This window comes from Snodgrassella sp. W8132 (genome assembly GCF_016100865.1).
Lineage (GTDB): Bacteria > Pseudomonadota > Gammaproteobacteria > Burkholderiales > Neisseriaceae > Snodgrassella > Snodgrassella alvi.
This window is the reverse complement of sequence record NZ_JACFRQ010000001.1, coordinates 24078-44437: the sequence shown is the minus strand read 5'-3', so window position 1 is coordinate 44437 and position 20360 is coordinate 24078. Positions and strand designations below refer to the sequence as shown.

18 protein-coding genes, 2 tRNA genes and 1 other RNA gene are annotated in these 20360 nt (G+C 42.7%); 6 read left to right on the top strand and 15 right to left on the bottom strand.

Annotated elements, in window-relative coordinates; genetic code table 11:
* Positions 1 to 35: 35 nt before the first annotated feature.
* The 12 genes from H3U82_RS00215 to tpiA all read right to left on the bottom strand — a co-directional run bounded on the left by H3U82_RS00215 (position 36) and on the right by tpiA (position 12112).
* Positions 36 to 356, bottom strand: a complete 321-nt coding sequence (locus tag H3U82_RS00215; RefSeq protein ID WP_078475390.1) for a GIY-YIG nuclease family protein — start codon at positions 354 to 356, stop codon at positions 36 to 38.
* Positions 357 to 667: 311 nt separating this feature from the next.
* On the bottom strand, positions 668 to 4114 hold the full coding sequence (gene dnaE / locus H3U82_RS00210; RefSeq protein ID WP_198208697.1) for a DNA polymerase III subunit alpha: 3447 nt from the start codon (positions 4112 to 4114) through the stop codon (positions 668 to 670).
* 457 nt (positions 4115 to 4571) lie between these two features.
* Positions 4572 to 4751, bottom strand: a non-coding RNA gene (gene ssrS / locus H3U82_RS00205) — 6S RNA.
* 6 nt (positions 4752 to 4757) lie between these two features.
* Positions 4758 to 5060 carry a cell division protein ZapA gene (locus H3U82_RS00200; protein ID WP_025331389.1) on the bottom strand — a complete coding sequence of 101 codons (303 nt, stop codon included), beginning with the start codon at positions 5058 to 5060 and terminating at the stop codon, positions 4758 to 4760.
* Positions 5053 to 5385: a hypothetical protein gene (locus tag H3U82_RS00195; protein ID WP_037393362.1), complete on the bottom strand. Its 333-nt coding sequence runs from the start codon at positions 5383 to 5385 to the stop codon at positions 5053 to 5055. The genes H3U82_RS00200 and H3U82_RS00195 overlap by 8 nt, the downstream gene beginning before the upstream one ends.
* Positions 5386 to 5478: 93 nt before the next feature.
* On the bottom strand, positions 5479 to 6456 hold the full coding sequence (locus H3U82_RS00190; protein ID WP_198208696.1) for an NAD(P)H-dependent glycerol-3-phosphate dehydrogenase: 978 nt from the start codon (positions 6454 to 6456) through the stop codon (positions 5479 to 5481).
* Between the two features lie 326 nt (positions 6457 to 6782).
* The gene (gene fabF / locus H3U82_RS00185) at positions 6783 to 8030 is read right to left on the bottom strand and encodes a beta-ketoacyl-ACP synthase II (RefSeq protein WP_025331392.1); all 1248 of its coding nucleotides are present in this window, start codon (positions 8028 to 8030) and stop codon (positions 6783 to 6785) included.
* A gap of 95 nt (positions 8031 to 8125) precedes the next feature.
* Entirely contained in the window at positions 8126 to 8365 is a 240-nt protein-coding gene (gene acpP, locus H3U82_RS00180; RefSeq protein WP_025331393.1) for an acyl carrier protein, read from the bottom strand.
* Between the two features lie 248 nt (positions 8366 to 8613).
* Positions 8614 to 10638, bottom strand: a complete 2025-nt coding sequence (locus tag H3U82_RS00175) for a prolyl oligopeptidase family serine peptidase (protein ID WP_370524403.1) — start codon at positions 10636 to 10638, stop codon at positions 8614 to 8616.
* A gap of 236 nt (positions 10639 to 10874) precedes the next feature.
* Positions 10875 to 10960 (bottom strand) — tRNA-Leu (locus H3U82_RS00170).
* Between the two features lie 19 nt (positions 10961 to 10979).
* Complete coding sequence (secG, locus tag H3U82_RS00165; RefSeq protein WP_025331458.1) at positions 10980 to 11342, bottom strand: preprotein translocase subunit SecG; 363 nt, start codon at positions 11340 to 11342, stop codon at positions 10980 to 10982.
* 14 nt (positions 11343 to 11356) lie between these two features.
* Positions 11357 to 12112, bottom strand: a complete 756-nt coding sequence (gene tpiA, locus H3U82_RS00160) for a triose-phosphate isomerase (protein WP_084585620.1) — start codon at positions 12110 to 12112, stop codon at positions 11357 to 11359.
* A gap of 301 nt (positions 12113 to 12413) precedes the next feature.
* On the opposite strand from tpiA, the gene H3U82_RS00155 reads away from it, so the two are divergent.
* Complete coding sequence (locus H3U82_RS00155) at positions 12414 to 12644, top strand: hypothetical protein (RefSeq protein WP_084585619.1); 231 nt, start codon at positions 12414 to 12416, stop codon at positions 12642 to 12644.
* On the opposite strand, the gene H3U82_RS00150 is transcribed toward H3U82_RS00155, so the two are convergent.
* Positions 12626 to 12847: a hypothetical protein gene (locus tag H3U82_RS00150; protein WP_084585618.1), complete on the bottom strand. Its 222-nt coding sequence runs from the start codon at positions 12845 to 12847 to the stop codon at positions 12626 to 12628. The two genes, H3U82_RS00155 and H3U82_RS00150, sit on opposite strands and share 19 nt — an antisense overlap.
* A 615-nt stretch (positions 12848 to 13462) precedes the next feature.
* On the opposite strand from H3U82_RS00150, the gene H3U82_RS00145 reads away from it, so the two are divergent.
* The 3 genes from H3U82_RS00145 (at position 13463) to H3U82_RS00135 (ending at position 15802) form a co-directional block, all read left to right on the top strand.
* Positions 13463 to 14119: a protein-L-isoaspartate O-methyltransferase gene (locus H3U82_RS00145; protein ID WP_037393349.1), complete on the top strand. Its 657-nt coding sequence runs from the start codon at positions 13463 to 13465 to the stop codon at positions 14117 to 14119.
* Between the two features lie 338 nt (positions 14120 to 14457).
* Positions 14458 to 14685, top strand: coding sequence for a ChaB family protein (locus H3U82_RS00140; protein WP_025331461.1), 228 nt, complete (start codon positions 14458 to 14460; stop codon positions 14683 to 14685).
* 793 nt (positions 14686 to 15478) lie between these two features.
* The gene (locus H3U82_RS00135) at positions 15479 to 15802 is read left to right on the top strand and encodes a rhodanese-like domain-containing protein (protein ID WP_041880359.1); all 324 of its coding nucleotides are present in this window, start codon (positions 15479 to 15481) and stop codon (positions 15800 to 15802) included.
* Positions 15803 to 15897: 95 nt separating this feature from the next.
* Here H3U82_RS00135 and H3U82_RS00130 read toward each other — a convergent pair whose 3' ends face one another.
* Together H3U82_RS00130 and H3U82_RS00125 are read right to left on the bottom strand one after the other, a co-directional pair.
* The gene (locus H3U82_RS00130; RefSeq protein ID WP_084585616.1) at positions 15898 to 16791 is read right to left on the bottom strand and encodes a DMT family transporter; all 894 of its coding nucleotides are present in this window, start codon (positions 16789 to 16791) and stop codon (positions 15898 to 15900) included.
* Between the two features lie 313 nt (positions 16792 to 17104).
* Positions 17105 to 17180 (bottom strand) — tRNA-Arg (locus tag H3U82_RS00125).
* Between the two features lie 306 nt (positions 17181 to 17486).
* Here H3U82_RS00125 and H3U82_RS00120 point away from each other — a divergent pair.
* Both H3U82_RS00120 and H3U82_RS00115 read left to right on the top strand, forming a co-directional pair.
* The gene (locus H3U82_RS00120; protein WP_084585615.1) at positions 17487 to 18557 is read left to right on the top strand and encodes a metallophosphoesterase; all 1071 of its coding nucleotides are present in this window, start codon (positions 17487 to 17489) and stop codon (positions 18555 to 18557) included.
* Positions 18558 to 18867: 310 nt separating this feature from the next.
* Complete coding sequence (locus tag H3U82_RS00115; protein ID WP_370524546.1) at positions 18868 to 20280, top strand: amino acid permease; 1413 nt, start codon at positions 18868 to 18870, stop codon at positions 20278 to 20280.
* The last annotated feature ends 80 nt before the right edge of the window (positions 20281 to 20360 follow it).

Genomic DNA, 20360 nt, shown 5'->3' with positions numbered 1-20360 from the left:
CGGACTAGCAGTTTAACTGATATATAAACTCAGTTTTAAGGAAGATAATTTTCCAGCAATTGCCATAAAACTGCCTTGTCTGAAGATTTAAGCCGCTTCAGCCGATATTCACATCGTGCTGCAGCGGCTTTAGTAATGTTCCGGCAAATCAGACGCATCTCAAGTGGCGGATACATGCGTGTATATCTTGCCCCCTTACCCGCATAATGCGCCTGCCAGCGCTTTAACGGCCGATTAGTTATCCCGCAATAAAATGTATCATTAGCACAGTATAAAAAATAGACAGCCCAATCAGCATCTGTCTGAGGTAAGGGTGGTAATGCATTCAGAACAGATGCAGACAAAATCAGCTTCATAGTTCAGTATAAACCGCAATCTCGGACTGATTGAAATTCAGTTATTCCAAACTCCGGTAAAAATTATGATATACAGCGTGTTAATAATAAACACACTTAATTCACAGCAATAAAATAATATGATTTTAAGCAAAAACCGATAATTTCAAATTTTACAGATACTGAATACAGGCCGAACACCTGGCCGCGCTTCGCCGATGTTCTTAAACATTTACCAATAACACATAAAATTTAAAATCATTATCTTTATCATACACTCAGACAAGAGAGTACTTATCGTACATAAATACGCTCAATTTTTCGGTTTACACTCAGAAACTCACCTGTACCGCCTCATCGCCTAGCAAGGTATACAGTTCATCAAATAAGGTAGCCTCAGGCTTGATAAGCCAGTTTCTATCCGCACGCAATTCACCATATGCCTGCTGATGCCGGCAGCAAAATTTCAGCGGTACATGGGCCTGCTGTTCACGATATGGCTCCAGTAATCTGACCAGTTGTCCGACAGGAGTATCTGCAGTAATGTGTAAATGCAGACTGCGTGCATAGCGGGCGCTGGCTTGTGCCAGCGTGAATGCATCATCAGCAGTGATACGTAATCCGTCTCCGCCATTGTATTCATCAACAGCAACCTTACATTCCATAATCAATACCTGATCAGCTTTCAGGCAGGCTCCGTATTCTTCCAGCGCCTGCCCCGCTACTACAACTTCCTGTTTAGCGGTACCATCCTCAAGCTGCACCACAGCAAATTTGCCGCGTTTTCCCATAATATAGCGGACACCGGTAACAAAACCGGCTACTTTCTGTTTATTATTAGACGGTTTCAGTGTTGCCAGTTTGCTGCTAACCAGTGCACGTACTTTATCAGCATATGGTTCAAACGGATGTCCGGAAAAATAAAAACCCATTGCCTGCTTCTCTTCGGCCAGCTTTACCGCCAGTGACCATGGTGCCACCTTTTCCATTTGTAAAGGCTCTATAGCATCTTCAACCATATCGAACAGCCCACCCTGATTCGCATTGGCAGCCACCTGCTCAGCATTCTCCATCGCCAGACCGATATTGGCCAGCAACTGAGCCCGATTCGGATTCAATTCATCAAAGGCACCGGCGCGCACCAAAGCCTCAATCGTACGGCGATTCAGATGCTGGCGATCTACTCGCTGACAAAAATCGAATAAATCTGTAAATGCGCCACCTGTTTCGCGCGCACGAACAATGGCCTCTACAGCACCTTCGCCAGTTCCCTTAATTGCTCCAAGTGCATAACGAATCTGCTTTTTATTATTCGGAGTAAACCGGTAAAAGGATTCATTAATACTCGGTGGCAGGAAAGTAATCCCGTTTTCAATACCATCATCAACAAAAATTTTCAGCTGATCCGTGTTAGTCAATTCACTGGACATCGTACCGGCCAGATACTCAGCCAGATAATGGCATTTGAGCCATGCAGTCTGATAAGACACCAGAGCATAAGCCGCAGCATGTGATTTATTGAAACCATAGCCGGCAAACTTTTCCATATAATTGAAAATTTCATTGGCCGTTTGCTTATCTATGCCTTTTTCAGCAGCACCAGCTTCAAAAATGGCACGATGCTTCACCATTTCCTCAACTTTTTTCTTACCCATGGCACGACGCAGCAAATCGGCACCACCCAGTGTATAGCCGCCGCAAACCTGTGCCGCCTGCATTACCTGTTCCTGATAAACCATCACCCCGTAAGTAGAATTTAATACCGGTTCAAGATTGGGATGCAGATACTCTACTTTTTCCTCACCATGCATACGCCGGATAAAATCCGGAATCAGATCCATCGGCCCCGGACGATACAGAGCCACAAACGCAATAATTTCTTCAAATTTGGTCGGACGTGCTGTCACCAGCATCTTTTTCATACCCACCGACTCAAACTGGAATACTGCTGTTGTATTACCTCTGGCAAAAATACTGGCATACGTCTCTGCATCGTCCAGCGGAATATGATTAACATCAACCTTCTGACCAGTGGTTTCCAGAATAAATTTTTGCGTCATTTCGATGATGGTTAAGTTGCGCAGTCCGAGAAAGTCGAATTTCACCAAACCAATCTGCTCAACATCATCCTTATCAAACATCGAAACCGGAGACGCATCATCACCGCTTGCCTGATAAATCGGGCAAAAATCGGCAATTTTTCCCGGAGCCATCAGCACCCCGCCTGCGTGCATACCCAGACCGCGCGTCAGATCTTCCAGTTTCAGTGCCAGCGTCATTAGCTCTTCAGCTTCTTCTTCCTGCAATAGTTGCCGGATTTGCGGTTCTGCTTCCATTGCTTTTGTCAGACTGAGTGGTTTATTTGCTTCAACCGGTATCAGTTTGGACAAACGGTCACACAAACCAAACGGTAAATCCAGCACACGCCCGACATCGCGTACCACAGATTTCGACGACATCGTACCGAAAGTAACAATCTGACTGACCGCAGGCACACCATATTTATGGCGTACATACTGAATAACCCGACCACGGTTTTCCTGACAAAAGTCAATATCGAAGTCCGGCATTGATACCCGTTCCGGGTTCAGAAAACGTTCGAACAGCAGGTTATAACGCAACGGATCCAAATCAGTAATTTTCAATGAATACGCCACTAGCGAACCGGCACCGGAACCACGTCCTGGACCTACCGGACAGCCATTTTGCTTAGCCCAGTTAATAAAGTCCTGCACAATCAGAAAATAACCGGGAAACTGCATCTGAATAATAATTCCCAGCTCATAATCCAGTCTCTGCTGATATTCCGGCATTTTCTGTGCCCGTTCAGCTTCATCCGGATACAGAAATGCCATGCGCTCACGTAATCCTTCATTACTCAGCTGAACCAGCAGATCGTCCAGCGTCATCCCTTCCGGTGTCGGAAAAAGCGGCAAATAGTTTTTCCCCAGTGTCAGCGTCAGATTACAGCGTTGAGCTATAGCCACCGTATTAGATAAAGCTTCAGGTATGTCGGTAAAACGTGCCGCCATCTCTTCAGGCGTAACAAAATACTGACTGGGTACAAAATCATGCGGACGACGTTTATCAGCCAGTACATATCCGCTGGCAATACAAACCCGTGCTTCATGTGCCTGAAAATCATCAGTATCCATAAACTGTACCGGATGGGTTGCCACCACGGCTATCTGATGCTCAGCCGCCAGCGCCACACTACCGGCTACCACTGCCTCCCATTCCGGCCGCTCAGGTAAACGCTGCACTTCGAGATAAAAACCATCACCAAACCATTGCCGGTATTTAATTAAAGCTTGTGCAGCCTGCTCAGGTTTCTGTGACAGTAAAGCCTGACCAATTTCACCATACTGTGCTCCGGATAAACAGATTAAGCCAGTATTGTCTCCTTCTGCCAGCCACTGCTGACGTACTATTGCCTGATGCGGATTGCGGTCTTCACCCACATAAGCATTTGTCAGTAACTCATTCAGACGTAAATAACCTGCATGATTTTTGACCACAAGCATCAGGCGAAAAGGCTTGTCCGGCTGTTCCGGATTCTCCAGACGCACATCTACCGCCATAATCGGCTTGATTCCCGCATTACGGCATGCCTTATAAAATTTCACCATGCCAAATACATTCATCAGGTCGCTGATTCCTAATGCAGGTATTCCCAAAGTACTGGCGCGTTTAACTGCCTCTTTTATCCGTACAATACCGTCTTCAATAGAAAATTCGGTATGCAGACGCAATGGAACATAGGAAAAATTTTTGGACATAGTACTTTTCATACCAGAACAATTATTATCTGGTTTATCCGAAATAAAAAGAGAGAAAACCGGCCGGCTGAACTTTCAGCTTTCTAAGCAATATACTGAAAATTACAAATAACAGCATCCAGTGTGTCGGCCAGTGCACAAGCACATTATTACAGCGTTAATTTTACCTGATTTGTTCAAGTGAACAGCAATAATCTGGGTTAAAAACTGGCTAGTTGATTATTCAGCAGCAGTAAAGCGGGTAGTAATATAAATATACAGACCAAAAAGCATTAATTCATACTTCTACAGTTGAAAGAAATATATCCGGCCACCAAACTACCCATAAAACCTTTGTCATTTAACTGAGCCGCCAGAACTTGGAAATTCAGCAAGTGCTACGCAGCTAACCGATACATACGGCAAATCGGCTAATGAAAACAGGCTGCCTGAATCATCAGACAGCCTGTTTATGAAAGTTTCCCCCGCAGGTGCCGGTTTGGACGCCATCCGCTTGAACCTTGAGGACAAGGCTGGCAGTATCGAATGGCTTCGGGTTCATTCACAGGGAATGCTCACGCCCACCATTACCCAACCGCCAAAAAAGCGAATTATTGGTTCAAAGGAATATATGTCCTTACGAACACCGCAGGGGAAGAAAACTTTATTTTACCACAAGTGTGAGTGTACTTTCACACAACTGTATCATATCCTGCATTTTACGCTCATAATCGCCAATTGCCAAATTTCCGTGCACGGTCAGTTTGAGCAGATCGTGAGCCAGATTGAGCGCAGCCATAATTACAATTTTATCTGTTTCAACAATTCTTCCGGAACTCTGAATAGCAGTAATTTTTTCATTCAGCATTTTTACTGCCTGCATCAACGTTTCGTGTTCACTTCTGGGCGTGCCTATATTAAAAGGACGACCAAGAATTTCCACACGAACCTGTTGAATTTCATCCATTTAAATCCTCCTGCATTTGAGGTAGCCGTTGCAGCAGCCGCAGCAGCTCATCACTGGATGCTTTCACTACCGAAGTAGTGCGGTTCTTTTCAGCAATCAGCCCGTCAATAGTAGTTTGCATGCTTTCCTGTAAATGAAATTTTTCCTTCTCATGCTGACTACGTATCCGTTCACGTTCTAACTGAAAATCTTCATTTTGTTTGTGTAACTGTTCTTTTGCAGTTGCCAGCTGCTGAGTCAGCTGATGTTTTTCTGCCAAAAGAGAATTGAATTGTATTACCAGCCGCTTAACACTATCTTCCAGTTGTTCTAATTGATTTTCCATTCCCTACCCGCTTCCGTCCTTAATTAATGCAGCATGAATTACCTGATTTCTCAGTACTGCTAATCCGGTTTTTTTCGTTATAACAAATAATTATTATTCCGCTTTAGGCGCTCTTTCCATCAGAATTTCTGCCATTGCCTGTACTTCAGTACGGCCATGAAACAGTTGCTTCAGGATATTAGCAATCGGCATATCTACCCCCAGTGAATCCGCCTGCCTGCAAACCTCTTCTACAGTATATACACCTTCGGCGACATGTCCAAGTTCAGTTAATGCTTCAGGCAGTGATTTACCCTCTGCCAGCAATAAACCTACCCGGCGATTACGCGACAGCGATCCCGTACAGGTAAGAATTAAATCCCCCATACCGGACAAACCCATTAACGTTGCTGCCTGACCACCCAGAGCATGATTCAGGCGCGATATTTCTGCCATACCCCGTGTCATTAATGCCACTCTGGCATTAATCCCGTAGTGCAGACCATCTGCAATCCCCGTTGCAATAGCCATGACATTTTTTACCGCCCCGCCTACTGCCGCCCCGATCACATCAGCATTCGCATATAAACGCAAAACAGTATTATTCAGTGCAGCCGCCAGAGACTGAATCCAGGCAAAATTTTCCGATGCCAGCGTAACAGCACAAGGTAACTGCTGGGCCAGTTCCTGTGCAAAACTTGGTCCGGACAGCACACCGATGCAGTTATTCCCGGGCATAACCTCTGCCAGTACCTGTTGCGGTAACAAGCCGGTTTGCTGTTCAAATCCTTTACAGGCTGCAATAACAGGTACTTTACCCATACCGGCCTCAACCAGCTTCCGGGCACTTTCCCGCAAAGCAGATACCGGTGTGGCAATAATGATTAAATCTGCCGGAGCAAATGCATCAACAGCAGAAAGATTTTCTGGCAGAACAAAATCAGGCAAATACCGTTTGTTTACCCGCTCCTGCTGTAATTGCCGCACATGCCGGATATTGTGTGTCCATAACCAGACCTTGTGTGCATGCAGAGAAAAGTGAATGGCAAGAGCCGTTCCCCACGCTCCGGCTCCCAGCACACCAATATTCATGTCAAATATTCCCTTTAACAAACTATCAGCAGATAACTGCCCTATTTCTCAATACTTTCAGAAGCCAGGCAACTTACAAATACAGCATTTCATTCATTACCGGCACAAACAGCTTTAACGGAACATATTGTATCCAAAAACTCAGACTCAGGCTGCCTGAAATACCGTACCCAATTAGCAGAATACAGCTGATTCACATCATGCACCAGTGTACAAAGAACGCTTCGGGCATTAATCTGCTCAATTCAATCATAGCTGCATGAATAGAAAAACACAGGCTGCCTGTTGTCAGACAACCTGTGCTCATAAAATACATTTAAAAATGATTAATCCTCAAAGCGTTTAAACGCCAGTGAACCATTCGTACCACCAAAACCAAACGAATTGGAAATAGCTGCACGAATCGGCAAATCACGCGCCTCATTGGCGCAATAATCCAGATCACATCCCGCTTCAATATCCTGTTCAAAGATATTGATTGTTGGCGGAGATTTTTGGGTATGAATAGCCATTACTGTATATACCGCTTCCACACCGCCGGCACCGCCCAGCAGATGGCCGGTCATGGATTTAGTTGAATTCACAACCAGTTTTTTAGCATGCTCACCCAAAGCCAGTTTTAATGCATTGGTTTCATTTACATCACCCAGCGGGGTCGATGTACCGTGAGCATTCACATAATCAATATCTTCAGGGTTTAAACCACCGTCTTTCAGAGCACGTGTCACACCCAGTGCCGGCCCCTCAGTATTGGGCGCAGTAATATGATATGCATCTGAACTCATACCAAAACCCACCAGTTCAGCATAGATTCTGGCACCGCGTTTACGTGCATGCTCATACTCTTCCAGCACCATTACCCCGGCACCTTCACCCATCACAAAGCCGTCACGCTGTTTGTCCCATGGTCTGGATGCTGTAGCCGGATCATCATTGCGGGTTGATAATGCTTTCATTGCAGCAAAACCACCTACACCCAGCTCACAAATAGCCGCCTCTGCCCCGCCGGCTATCATAATATCTGCATCACCATACTTAATCAGACGTGCTGAATCACCAATACTGTGCGCACCGGTGGTACAGGCTGAAACCATGCCATAGCTCGGTCCCTGATAGCCTTTAAGAATAGTAACATGACCGGAAATCAGATTAATCAGAGAACTGGGAATGAAAAACGGATTAATTTTACGTGCCCCATGTTCCACAACAGTCCGTGCCGTTGCTTCAATCGCAGGTAATCCACCGATACCGGCACCGATATTCACCCCTACCCGGGTTTTATCCAGCCCCGGTATGTCATCCAGTCCGGCATCTGCAATTGCCTGCATCGCAGCAGCTACACCAAAATGAATAAACGAATCCATTCTGCGTGCTTCTTTTGCGCTGATGTACTGAGTTACATCAAAATTCTTAACTTCACCGGCAATCTGGCAAACTAAAGACGAAGCATCAAAATGGGTAATAGTGCCAATGCCGCTTTTACCTGCAAGTAGATTTTGCCATGCTGTGGTTACATCATTACCCACAGGAGATACCTGACCCAGGCCGGTAATGACTACTCTTTTTTTACTCATAATTTTGCTCGTAAGAAAAAAACCTCTACCGAATCAGACGAAAAGTGCGCCTTATTTCGACAGAGGAATTTGAATTTGACCAACACTACACGGAATTAATTCAAGTGAGCGCCAACAAAGTCGATAGCTTGTTGTACGGTAGTAATTTTTTCAGCTTCTTCGTCCGGAATTTCGCAACCAAAAGCTTCTTCCAGAGCCATTACCAATTCAACGGTGTCCAGTGAGTCAGCACCCAGATCTTCCTGGAAAGAAGATTCATTTTTTACTTCAGCTTCACTCACGCCTAATTGTTCTGCAACAATCTTTTTCACACGTTGTTCGATATTATTATCCATTGACTGATCTTTCTTTTCTTTGCCCGGCAGTAAGTGCGGACAGGGTTAATTGAATAAATCAACTTTTTTAGTTGTTGATATTATTGTACCTAATAAAAATAGAGTTTTCCATTTAAATTGTTTTTTGCCGTCTTTTCCGTGGTTTTCAGTGATTTTCACCGCACTTTTACTTATCACCCAAGTGCAAATTTAACAGCAAGCGGCAGCCATATTAGCACAGCCTGATTTTTTGCGACAAGCAATATGATTTATATTGAATCATTATTAACAATAGTTTTATATAAAAAATTCATAATCAGAGCCAGCTCCGCTGCTGTATTTTCCTGTGTTCCGCCACCGGCATGCCCGCCAGTATCAGGTGCTGCCAGCCATACCCGCTGCTTCAGCTGCCGCAGACGTGCATAGAATTTCAGTGCATGTGCCGGATGCACACGATCATCGTGCCGGTTAGTAGTAATCAATGCCGGCGGATAGTGTTGCAAATCACCCAAATTATAATAAGGAGAAAGCAGCTTTAATGCTGGTCTTTCCAGAGAATTCTCAGGATTTCCGTATTCATCAATCCACGAAGAACCTGCTGAAAGATAAGGGTAACGCAACATATCTGTCAGTGGCACTTCGCACACCATTGCCCCCATACTCTGCGGCTCACGGCAGAAAGCAGATGCCACTACCAGACCACCATTACTGCCGCCCTGTATCGCTGTATGTGCTGCCACAGCTCGATGATGTTTATATAAATCATGCAGCACAGCCAGCAAATCACCAACACTGATATGTTTATTAATCCCTTGAGCAGCCTGATGCCATAATGGTCCGAATTCACCTCCGCCACGGACATTTGCCAGCACAAAAGCATAGCCTCTGGCCAGCCAGTGCCTGCCAATACTGCCCAGATAATACGGCAGTTGCGGCATAGCGAAACCACCATACACATAAACAATCGTTGGCGTATCCTCACCGATTTGTTTACCAACATGAAAATAAGGAATAAATGTGCCATCAGCTGCAACTGCATTAAATTGCCGCACCTGCATTCCTTGCGGATTAAATTGCCGTGGCTGGCGGCGCATAACACACAACTCACCCAGATGTATATCCAGCGTATATAAAGTCAGAGGCTCAAGAAAACTGCTGATAGCCAGATACACCACATCACCGCCCCACGGCTGATCAGTAATTTCCAGTGCACCTTCCGGCAAATTCGGCAAAGTAATTTCCTGCCAGCGGCTATCTGCAAAATGCCACGCCAGCAAACGGCTATGCACATTATCCAGTATGGACACCAGCACAAACCGTCGTGTAGTTTCAATATTTTCAATAGCCTGAGTTTCAGTTGGTAAAAAAATCAGCTCAGCCGCACCAAGCTCACCTTTGTGCAACTTCACTGCCACCAGACTGCCTGCCGGATAGGATTTATTTGCCCGCTGCCAGTTACTGCGTAACTGCACCAGCAATTGCCCGTACAGATAACCCATCAATTCACAATCATCCGGCAATCCCAGCGGCTTAACACTAAAATCAGCCAGCACCTGATAATACTGTTTGTGATAAAACCCTTCTGCTGCTTCAAGTAAATCAATCGGTGCGCCCTGGCTATCCAGATAACGCCAGGCATTAACCATCATGCCTTCTGCGGCCATTTCCAGTATCGGTAGTGCTTCTGCAAAAGATTGTCCGCGGCGCATCAGCCACACTTGTCTGGGATAACCCGCCTGCGTTAACTGCCGCTCATCCCAGGCCGGACATACCCATACGCTTTCAGTATCACGCCAGCTAATAATGCTTTTACTGAGCGGAAAATGAAAACCGTCTTCGACAACTTTACGCTCAGCCAGATTAAATTCAATTGTATACGCAGCATCAGATCCGCCTGCACTCAGACTGATTAATACATGTTCCGGTGCCTGCACATAATGAGCCACTCCCTGTAAGTACACATCATCATTAAGCAGAGAATCAAAATCAGCTACAGAAAACAAAATTTCCCATTCAGGCAAGCCTGCACGATAACTGGCCGCAGAACATACCCTGTACACACCCTTCGGAAATTCCGCTGACTGATAAAAATGATACATACGTGCACGGTGTTCCTGACAAAAAGGAATTTGCTGCTCATCCTGCAACATTGTCACAATATCATCACGCACCGCTGTATATTCATCACTCGATGCAAACTCAGCTTGAGCAGCTGCATCTGCCTGCTGAATAAAAGTCTGAGTCAGTTCACTATCCAGGTCTTCAAAATGCACAAAAGGATCAGCATCTGTCATCTTCATTTTTCCAATAATTTATATCTTTTAATCCATATAACACTTCTGATATAGCAGACTGTTTATCTGGCCGGACGAATCAGACGGTATACAGATATAAATATAAACAAATAGGGCAGCCCAGACAGGCTGCCCTATTATTTAAATAAAATCAACAATATAATTTCATTATGCTTTTTACTAGCAACACACATTCGTATATACGATGTACAAAATATAAATTGTTAATTTTTATATGGTGCCGACAACGAGACTCGAACTCGTACGACCTGAGGTCACCACCCCCTCAAGATGGCGTGTCTACCAATTTCACCATGTCGGCAATTAACTGTAAAAACTGTTTATTCCGGTATCAGCGGTTTTTGTGCCGGTTTTGCCGGTACGGCTGGCGCACTGGCAGGTGTGGCTGCCGGTACTACTACCTGTTGCTTCGGTTTCACATTACTAAAATCCAGCCCGCTGTGCCGGTGTGTGGAAATATAGCCTAAAGCTAAACAGGTAACAAAGAATACAGTAGCAGCAATTGCTGTGCTGCGACTGAGGAAATTTGCATTGCCGGCTGCACCAAAAACACCCTGAGCACTACCGGAACCAAATGCCGCGCCCGCATCAGCACCTTTGCCCTGCTGCATCAGCACCAGCACAATAACACTCAGCGCCGCGAAAATATTCACGATTAAAATAAGGGTTTTAAATGCTTCCATGATATCAACTTTTATCAAGCAGGCGCATATGCAGCCTGAATAATAGCGGCAAAACTGTCAGCCTGCAATGAGGCACCGCCAACCAAAGCACCGTCAACATGTGACACAGCCAGAATTTCAGCCGCGTTGCCCGCATTGACACTACCGCCATAAAGGACGCGGATTTTAACATCTTTACCACATAAAGACAAGATTTGCCGGTAAATTAACTCATGCATGGCGGCAATCTGTTCTGTAACCGGAACTTTCCCCGTCCCTATAGCCCATACCGGCTCATATGCCACCGCTACTTCACTCAGATCTGCCTCTGCCAGCAAAGACAACTGTGCAGCTACTACCTGCTCTTCCTGTCCGGCTTCCCGTTCGGCAAGTGTTTCGCCGACACACAAAATAGGCAGTAATCCTGCTGCAATACTGTTCTGCATCTTTTCCAGCAGAATAGTATTATCTTCCTGAAAATACTGTCTGCGCTCCGAATGCCCGACCAGCACAAACTGTGCTCCGACATCAGCCAGCATCTGTGCACTTACTTCACCGGTAAAAGCTCCATTTACAGCAAACCTGCTGACATCTTCCGCGCCTACAGCCAGTGCTGTATTGGCAGCAAATTCTCTGATACCGGCAAGATAAACATTCGGGGCGGCGATACCACAATATACCTGTGCCGCAGCCGCGTTTACAGGTTGAAACAATCCTTGCAGCAGCGTGCGGTTAGCTGCATTACTGCCGTTCATTTTCCAATTGCCTATTACCCACTTTTGCTGCCACATATATTTTCCCTTAAGACAAATAACATGCCAAACCTGAGCGTATGGCTATGACAGAAAGCTATTATTCATGCCATAAATTAGCTTCAGCTTTAAAATGGCGGCATTGTAACGGAAAATTACCATTTGTGCCTTGTCATTACTCAGAATTAAGCACATGTTTAACTGCAACTATACACATTTAACCCAAGGTAAATATTGTCTTAACTTCATCAAAATAATACTGTTGACCAGATTTATTCTTTATATCTTCTAATTATTTTTGATAAATTAAGCTAAATATTAATTTTGAGGTGATTTATCTATGAAGGAATTAGAGAATGCAAAAAGAGTTGAACGAGCAAAGTTACTTGTGCGAGTTGTAACTGAATCAGAGCATCTAACAGAAAGAGATAAGGATGTAACACTATTTTGGATTCGTGATTTATTGGTGCCGATAAAAGAGTATGTTATTGATAAATCAAAAAAGGTAAACAAAAACAAAGATTTACCTTTTAAATCTAATATTAATAAAACTTATTTTTTATTTGGATAAGGATGGTTTTCTGCATCCCCTTGTCCAGATAAAATATACCATCCTTTTATAGTATGTATGATTTCATTATCTTTAGCATTAATTTGTGGGCATGGCGGTAATGATTCTATACTTTGAGCCGAAAGAATGTAATTACAATCAGCACACATATAACTACCAGCAGCGACATTACTACCATACGGAACAGGCTTATCTTTTTTCATAAAAATCTCCACTGTATTTATGATAAGCGAAATTGCTTACCATCTTTATATATATGGCTGTAGTTTGTAAATTTCAAATTTTTTTTAATGCACAGCTATACTGCACGAAAACGCAAGATCAAAAACAGCTCAAACCCTTTTACTATGGCTTGTTTTATAGGATTTGCAATTTTGCACAAATTCCTATACTTTTAGTGCGCGGGTGGGGTTTCAACGGCGCAATTTTGATTTTATATTATGAAAAACCTTATCAAAATTATTAATTAGTTTTGTGACCATTAGAAAGAAAATAATAGAAAACAGCCATAAGGAAATCTACTTATCTGCCCCCAAAAAACAGATAAAAACAAATTAAAAACAATCATCTTATATCGTATTGAATAAATAGCCGTATGATTTTTTCCATACCATAAAAAGCATGAGATATGATTCTGTCTGACTACCTGTAATCTGAACAGCAGAATTGATTAACCAATACCCTACTGCCGCACCGTAAATAGTTTTATAATTCACTTAAACTATATTCGTATACAATAGCCTAATAACAGAGCATATTGCTTTCTAAACCACTTACTATTCCACCCGCCCGGCGGGTATCAGCATTTCGGAGCAGACATGGATTTCAATACCGCCCGCTATAACATGGTTGAGCAGCAAATCCGTCCTTGGGACGTATTAGATTTTGATTTACTGGATGTCCTGTCCGACATTCCGCGTGAACGTTTTGTCCTGCCTCAGCAGCAGGAAGTAGCCTACACAGATCAGGCACTCGGGCTGGCTAACGGTGGCAAAATGCTTGAACCCAAAGTCGTAGCCAGAATGATTCAGGCACTGAAACTTAATCTGACCGATACCGTAGTAGAAATCGGCACAGGTTCCGGCTATGCTACAGCCATACTGGCAAAAATGGCCGGTAAAGTAATCAGTGTTGATATTGATGCTGAACAACAACAGCGTGCCCAGTTAATACTTAGCGATATGGACTATACCAATATCAGCTATAAAACCTGTGATGGCTTGGCGGATAAACTCCCCGGCGCACCGTTCAGTGCCATTTATGTTGGCGGTTCATTACCCAAACTACCTGATTTATTACTGGATCAGCTGGCAGAGGATGGGCGCATGGTTGCTATTATCGGTGAAGCACCGGTAATGCGTGCTATTTTATTTGAACGCCAGAATAATCAGCTTAGAGAAACTGTATTATTTGAAACTGTAGCACCGGCTCTTCATAGCTTAGAAATACCTGCACCAAGTCAGTTTAAATTCTGAACAAACTTTAATTCAAAATAAGCAGCACAATTTATCATTTTGAAAATTGTGCTGCTATCAGTAAAATTCTTTTTTTAAGACAATATACACCTGACAAGTTTTCAATAATCATCCGCAAACTTTAATTAATATCAGTATTTAACAGATAAATTTATTTTTTATCTTTTTGCCTGATACTACTTTGAACAGCAATCCCGGCAACCATAAGCCGATATTATTGAAAAACAGCAACACATTGTTTTAAAAACTGTAAAATAAAAAAGATATTCCGAAATTTCGAATACTTATTTCATTGCTCTGGTAATATTTAAAATAATTTTATCTTCAGGAGCAGAATCATGCCTTATCAAACCCGAGCTGACTTACCGGCAGCAGTAAAACAGGCATTACCTGAACATGCACAGGATATTTTCAAAGAAGCTTTTAATCACGCAATTCAGGAATATCAGGATCCGAAAAAACGCCGTGATAACAGCGATGCCGAAACCATTGCATATAAAGTTGCGTGGGCGGCAGTAGAAAAAACTTACCATAAAGGTAAAGATGGCAAGTGGCAGCCCAAATAATCTTTGTGATTGCCTTAATACCACCAGCAATAATCTGCAAGAGTAAACGACAAAAAAGCAGCACAAACCTGCATTTAAGGCAATCAATTTGTTGATTCTATTTTAATTACACTGTCGGGATACAGGTGTAAGTCTCTTTTCCAAAGCATAGTGTGTATCTCAAATGATAATTATGAGAACACATTTCTTTTACCATCCTGACCGCCAGACTTTTTCCTGCTAAATGAAGTACTAGTCAATATTACATTTCATGTATCAAACCAAAACCTACTTAGGTTTTATTTTCTTTCAGTTATCGTCTGATTACTATCAACCATCACTAGAACAAAGTATAGTGATTATATATATGCCATTTAACAAAACATTGTCGTAATTAGCGCGGTATAGGCATTACTTTCCTCTAAAACCACATACTGAGACAGTGAATTTCTTATTAGAAATAGGACATATTAAAAAGTCAGACAGAATAAACTGAAAAGAGATAAAACTATGATGGAGTTTCAAGATGGTTTGTCAGAAACTTTCAAATGAAGATTTTTATCACCATTTTAGCAAGAGCTTTAAATTATGAATGCTGACTCAGTTTAAGACAAAAAACAAACGGAAGATTTTTGATTAAGCAATAAAATCGTAATAATCTAAAAGCTTAAATTACTCTTACTATAGTAAGAGAATATATTAAGGTAGATAACTTATCCAATTTTATGGTTGAATACGTACGAATAGAATCTGAGAAATAAATCAGTTTCTATAATTTAAACCATAAATGACATTACATACATCAGTTTATAATATGAGTATCCAAACATTGAACGCTGTTCAATTACAGCAATGGCAACAGCAAAATCAGGATTTTGTCTTACTCGACGTTCGGGAAGATAATGAAGTTCAGTATGCAGCCATACCCGGCTCTATACATATTCCGATGAATATGATTCCGTTACGCCAGAATGAATTACCGGATGATAAACCCATTGTCTTATATTGCCACCTTGGTATGCGCAGCATGCAGGTAGCTTTATATCTGCAGGAAGCCGGCTTTGAAAATCTCTATAACCTCAACGGCGGTATCAATGCATGGTCACATGATGTAGATGCAAGTGTACCAACCTATTAATTATCAGCATTGACAATTTAAATTGAAAAGCTCCTTAATTCACGGAGCTTTTTTTGGCACAGTAAAATTCTAATCATCATCAGAATACATAGTAATTACTGTTTTTTACTCCTCTTACCCTGTGACAATACCACACCACTTAGTGTCAGCAATGTACCCACAGCAGCAATTAAGTTAAATGGTTCTTTCAAAATAAGTACCGCACTGATTATTGTAATAATAGGAACTAAATAAATATAAATACTGATTTTAACAGCCCCGACTAACTTAACCGCATAATTCCATGAAACAAAGCAGATTGCAGAAGCACCTACTCCTAGAAACAGGATATTAAGCATATTAACCGGCTTGTAAAAACGTACCAGTCCCCATTCAAAATTAAATAAATACAATGCAGGCAACATCAGAATCAAGCCATAAAAAAAGAAGCGTCTGGTCAGTAAAATAATATTGCAATCAAAACTGCTGCTTTTTTTAGTTAAAATCGAATAACCAGCCCAGAACAGACAGGCTACAACTGCCAGAAAATCACCGAGCGGATTCAGAGAGAGAACAAACTTACCATTAAAACTAATTAAGACCACACCAAAAACTGCCAGCAGACAGCCAATATAAAAACGCAGAGAAGGTGTTTCTGCTTTTAAAAAGAACATCGCTAAAATGGCGGTAAATACTGGTGCCAGACTGGCGATTACACCCACATTAGAAGCTGTTGTATAAGTTAATGCAATATTCTCACACAAAAAATAGCAGGTGACTCCACAAAAACCGGCAGCCATAAACAAAAGCTCTTTCCTGATGCCCTGCCAGTTCAAAAAATGAGGAGCAAAAATCCACAGAGTAAAGTAACCCAGCATAAATCGGAAAAATAGAATTTCTATAGGTTTGTATTCTGTCAGTAAAACCTTGGTGGAAATATAGGTTGTTCCCCAGATAAATATCGTAAACAACGCAATCAAATGCCCTTGGGCTTTTTTTGACACTAGCATGAAAAATCTCTCTATTTATACAAATCAAATACCATCAGAATTTTTTTATCCAAAACAGTTTGAACTTTTATTGATATTAAATTAAATAATTAATAAATTTTTTCGGCAAGGCAAATAGTTCAGAATGTATTACTCAAAGTCTTTGCAACAAAATAAGAGATAATTATGAATACATTATGATAGCAACAATTATGATTTGATGATTAAAGAATGTAACAGGTTATTTAAAATCAAATATCTTTATCAACAAAAATAATTGATACATATAAAATTTAAGGGCTTTTAGTAAAACTAAAAGCCCTTAAAAAAATTCTGGTGCACCCAACAGGGATCGAACCTGTGACCTCCGGCTTCGGAAACCGACACTCTTCCAACTGAGCTATGGATGCTGATAAATATTAAGAGTGGCAGATTTTAGCCCAAATCAGACAGTTTGGCAAAAGCAATCTATACCCATATAACATAAAAATTATCCTCCGCCTGTTTCTAAAAAGCAACCATATGAAATTAAATATTTTATTCATATTTTTATTCATACTGGTAATAATCACACAAAATGAGAGATTAATTGCAGTAAATTTGGCATACGTAAAATTTTTGTGCTATGTTTAATAACTTTGGTGCATTAAATTTTGTTTTATAACAAAGAAATATCCCTACAGACAGCTGTAAGGTCTGTTTGACAGGCCACATATATGTATTCTGATTCATGTTCATTTATACGTCCTCTTCCTGCCAGTACTGCACTGGATGTTATTGGTGATGTACATGGCGAGTGGGAAGCTTTACAGCAATTATTGCACTTTCTCGGTTATGATGAGAACGGACGGCATAAACATGGCAGAAAGCTGGTATTTGTCGGCGATTTATGTGATCGCGGACCAGATAGCCCGGCTGTACTCGACTGGGTAATTCAAGCAGTCGCAGCTGAAAATGCATTTACCATTATTGGCAATCATGAACTGAATTTATTGATTGATGATCCTAAAGACGGTTCGGGCTGGTATTTTGACAACCGTCCGCAGGACGAAACACGTTTTGCACCATGGCAGCATTATCCGAAAGACAAGCGCAGGCAACTACAGGAAACCATGGCACAATGGCCATTGATTCTGCAACGCGACGATTTACGCATTGTTCATGCCGCATGGCTGCCGGACAGCATTGATAAACTGATTCATTGTGGCGAAAAATCTCTGAGTAAACAGTATCACTACTGGGAGAACCGTTTTTTTGATGATTTTCGTCAGACTGAATGGTACGAATCTTATATACAGGAAACACAGCAGCTAAAAACAGAACTGGAAGATGAAAACTACACCATGCCATTTCAGCCCGGTGTTGCTCATTATGATTTATTACGTAGCTGCCATAATCCTATACGTGCACTGACCAGCGGTATTCAGGCTTTAACTCAGCAGCCATTTTATATAAACGGCCGCTGGCGATTTACGGTAAGAAAGCCGTGGTGGCAGCAATATACTGATCCGGTGGCGGTAATTATCGGGCATTACTGGCGCAGCTGGTATGGCACAGCAGGAGTAGCCGAACATCGCAAAGATCTGTTTCCGGAACCGCCAACTCACTGGCTGGGTAAGCAGCAACAGGTATTCTGTGTGGATTTTTCCATAGGTGCCCGCTGGCGTGAGCGCAAAAATGCCATCTTACCGGCAGACAGCCGGATGCATCTGGCCGCATTGCGCTGGCCGGAAAATCTCATCATGTTAAATAGTGGTAAATACTGCCCTGCTCAACGCAATCGCTGAATAATCCTGCCAGTCAACAATACATTTGTTATAATGAACGTTTTTACAGCAAAACAGTATATGCAAAAAGGATAATAACTCCGGCAAATGCTGTTTATACATTAATCTGCAATCCACTTTGGTATAGCACACTGGACATTGTTTCAGATGGTGCCGTTGCATCATTATGCCGGTATCAGAGTAATGAATGTATGCCGGATACTGCCATACATTCATGTATACCAGAGATTATTTACTCAATACCAGAATGACAGACGCCAACTCCTCTTCCAATCAAGTTAAACGCCATCTGAAAACCCGCCATCTATCAATGATTGCCATTGGCGGCAGTATTGGTACGGGATTATTCATGGCCAGCGGCAGTGCCATTCACGATGCCGGGCCGGGAGGAGCACTGCTCGCCTATATGGCTATCGGGGTTATGGTGTATTTCCTGATGACCTCGCTCGGGGAAATGGCAACTTATCTGCCTACCTCCGGTTCCTTCTCTACCTATGCCGCCCGTTTTGTGGATCCGTCACTGGGATTTGCACTGGGCTGGAACTACTGGTTTAACTGGGTGATTACCGTTGCAGCCGATATTTCCATAGCTTCATTGGTCATTACCTACTGGGAACCATTGCGCTTTATGCCGGCATGGAGCTGGAGCCTACTGTTTTTTGCTCTCGTGTTTCTGCTGAATATTTTATCTGTACGAGCCTACGGCGAATCAGAATACTGGTTTGCTCTGATTAAAGTAGTTACGGTAATTGTGTTTCTGGGCGTGGGTGTACTGACTATTTTCGGTATTCTTGGCGGCCAGTATATAGGCTTAAGTAATTTCACTATCGGCGATGCACCGATTCTCGGATATGGCTGGTCGGGCGGATTTTTTACCGTACTCGGTGTATTTCTGATTGCCGGTTTCTCATTTCAGGGAACAGAACTTATCGGTATTACTGCCGGTGAGTCAGAAAATCCGCAGGAAAGTATTCCCAAAGCAATCAAACAGGTTTTCTGGCGCATTCTGATTTTTTATATTCTGGCTATGCTGGTAATTGGTCTGCTTATTCCTTATAACAGCGATGCTCTGCTTGGTGCAGATGTGGATCAGGTTGCAAAATCACCCTTTACACTGGTATTTGAGCGTGCCGGTCTGGCTTTTGCCGCAGCCATAATGAACACTGTGATTCTGACTTCTATTCTTTCTGCCGGCAATTCCGGTCTTTATGCATCTACCCGTATGTTGTACGCAATGGGTAAAGACGGCATGGCTCACCGCACTTTTGCTGAAGTAAATCGTCGCGGTGTACCTGTACTGGCACTGCTGGCAACAGCAATTGTCGTACTGGCTATTTTCCTGCTGGAAAGTGTCGATGAAGGTGCATACGAATACATTGTTGCGGCATCCGGTCTTACCGGTTTTATTGCCTGGCTGGGTATTGCCATCAGCCACTATCGTTTCCGGCGTGCTTTTGTGCGGCAGGGTAATGATGTGAATTCTCTGGTTTATCGTGCCAAATGGTTTCCGTTCGGCCCCATTTTGGCGCTTTTACTGTGTATTCTGGTGATAATCGGACAGGACAGCCAGTTACTATTGCATGGTGATTTTAAATGGCAGCGCTTTGCCATTACCTATATGGGGCTGCCGGTATTCGCAGCATTCTATCTGTATCACAAGTTGCGCTACCATACTCGTAAAGTACCTCTCGACAAAGTGAATCTCAGCAAACATATCGATTAAAACCGGTATTTACATTAATCATACAGACTACAGGCAGCCACAACTGGCTGCCTGCTTCATTTTCAGCTAACATTAAGCCC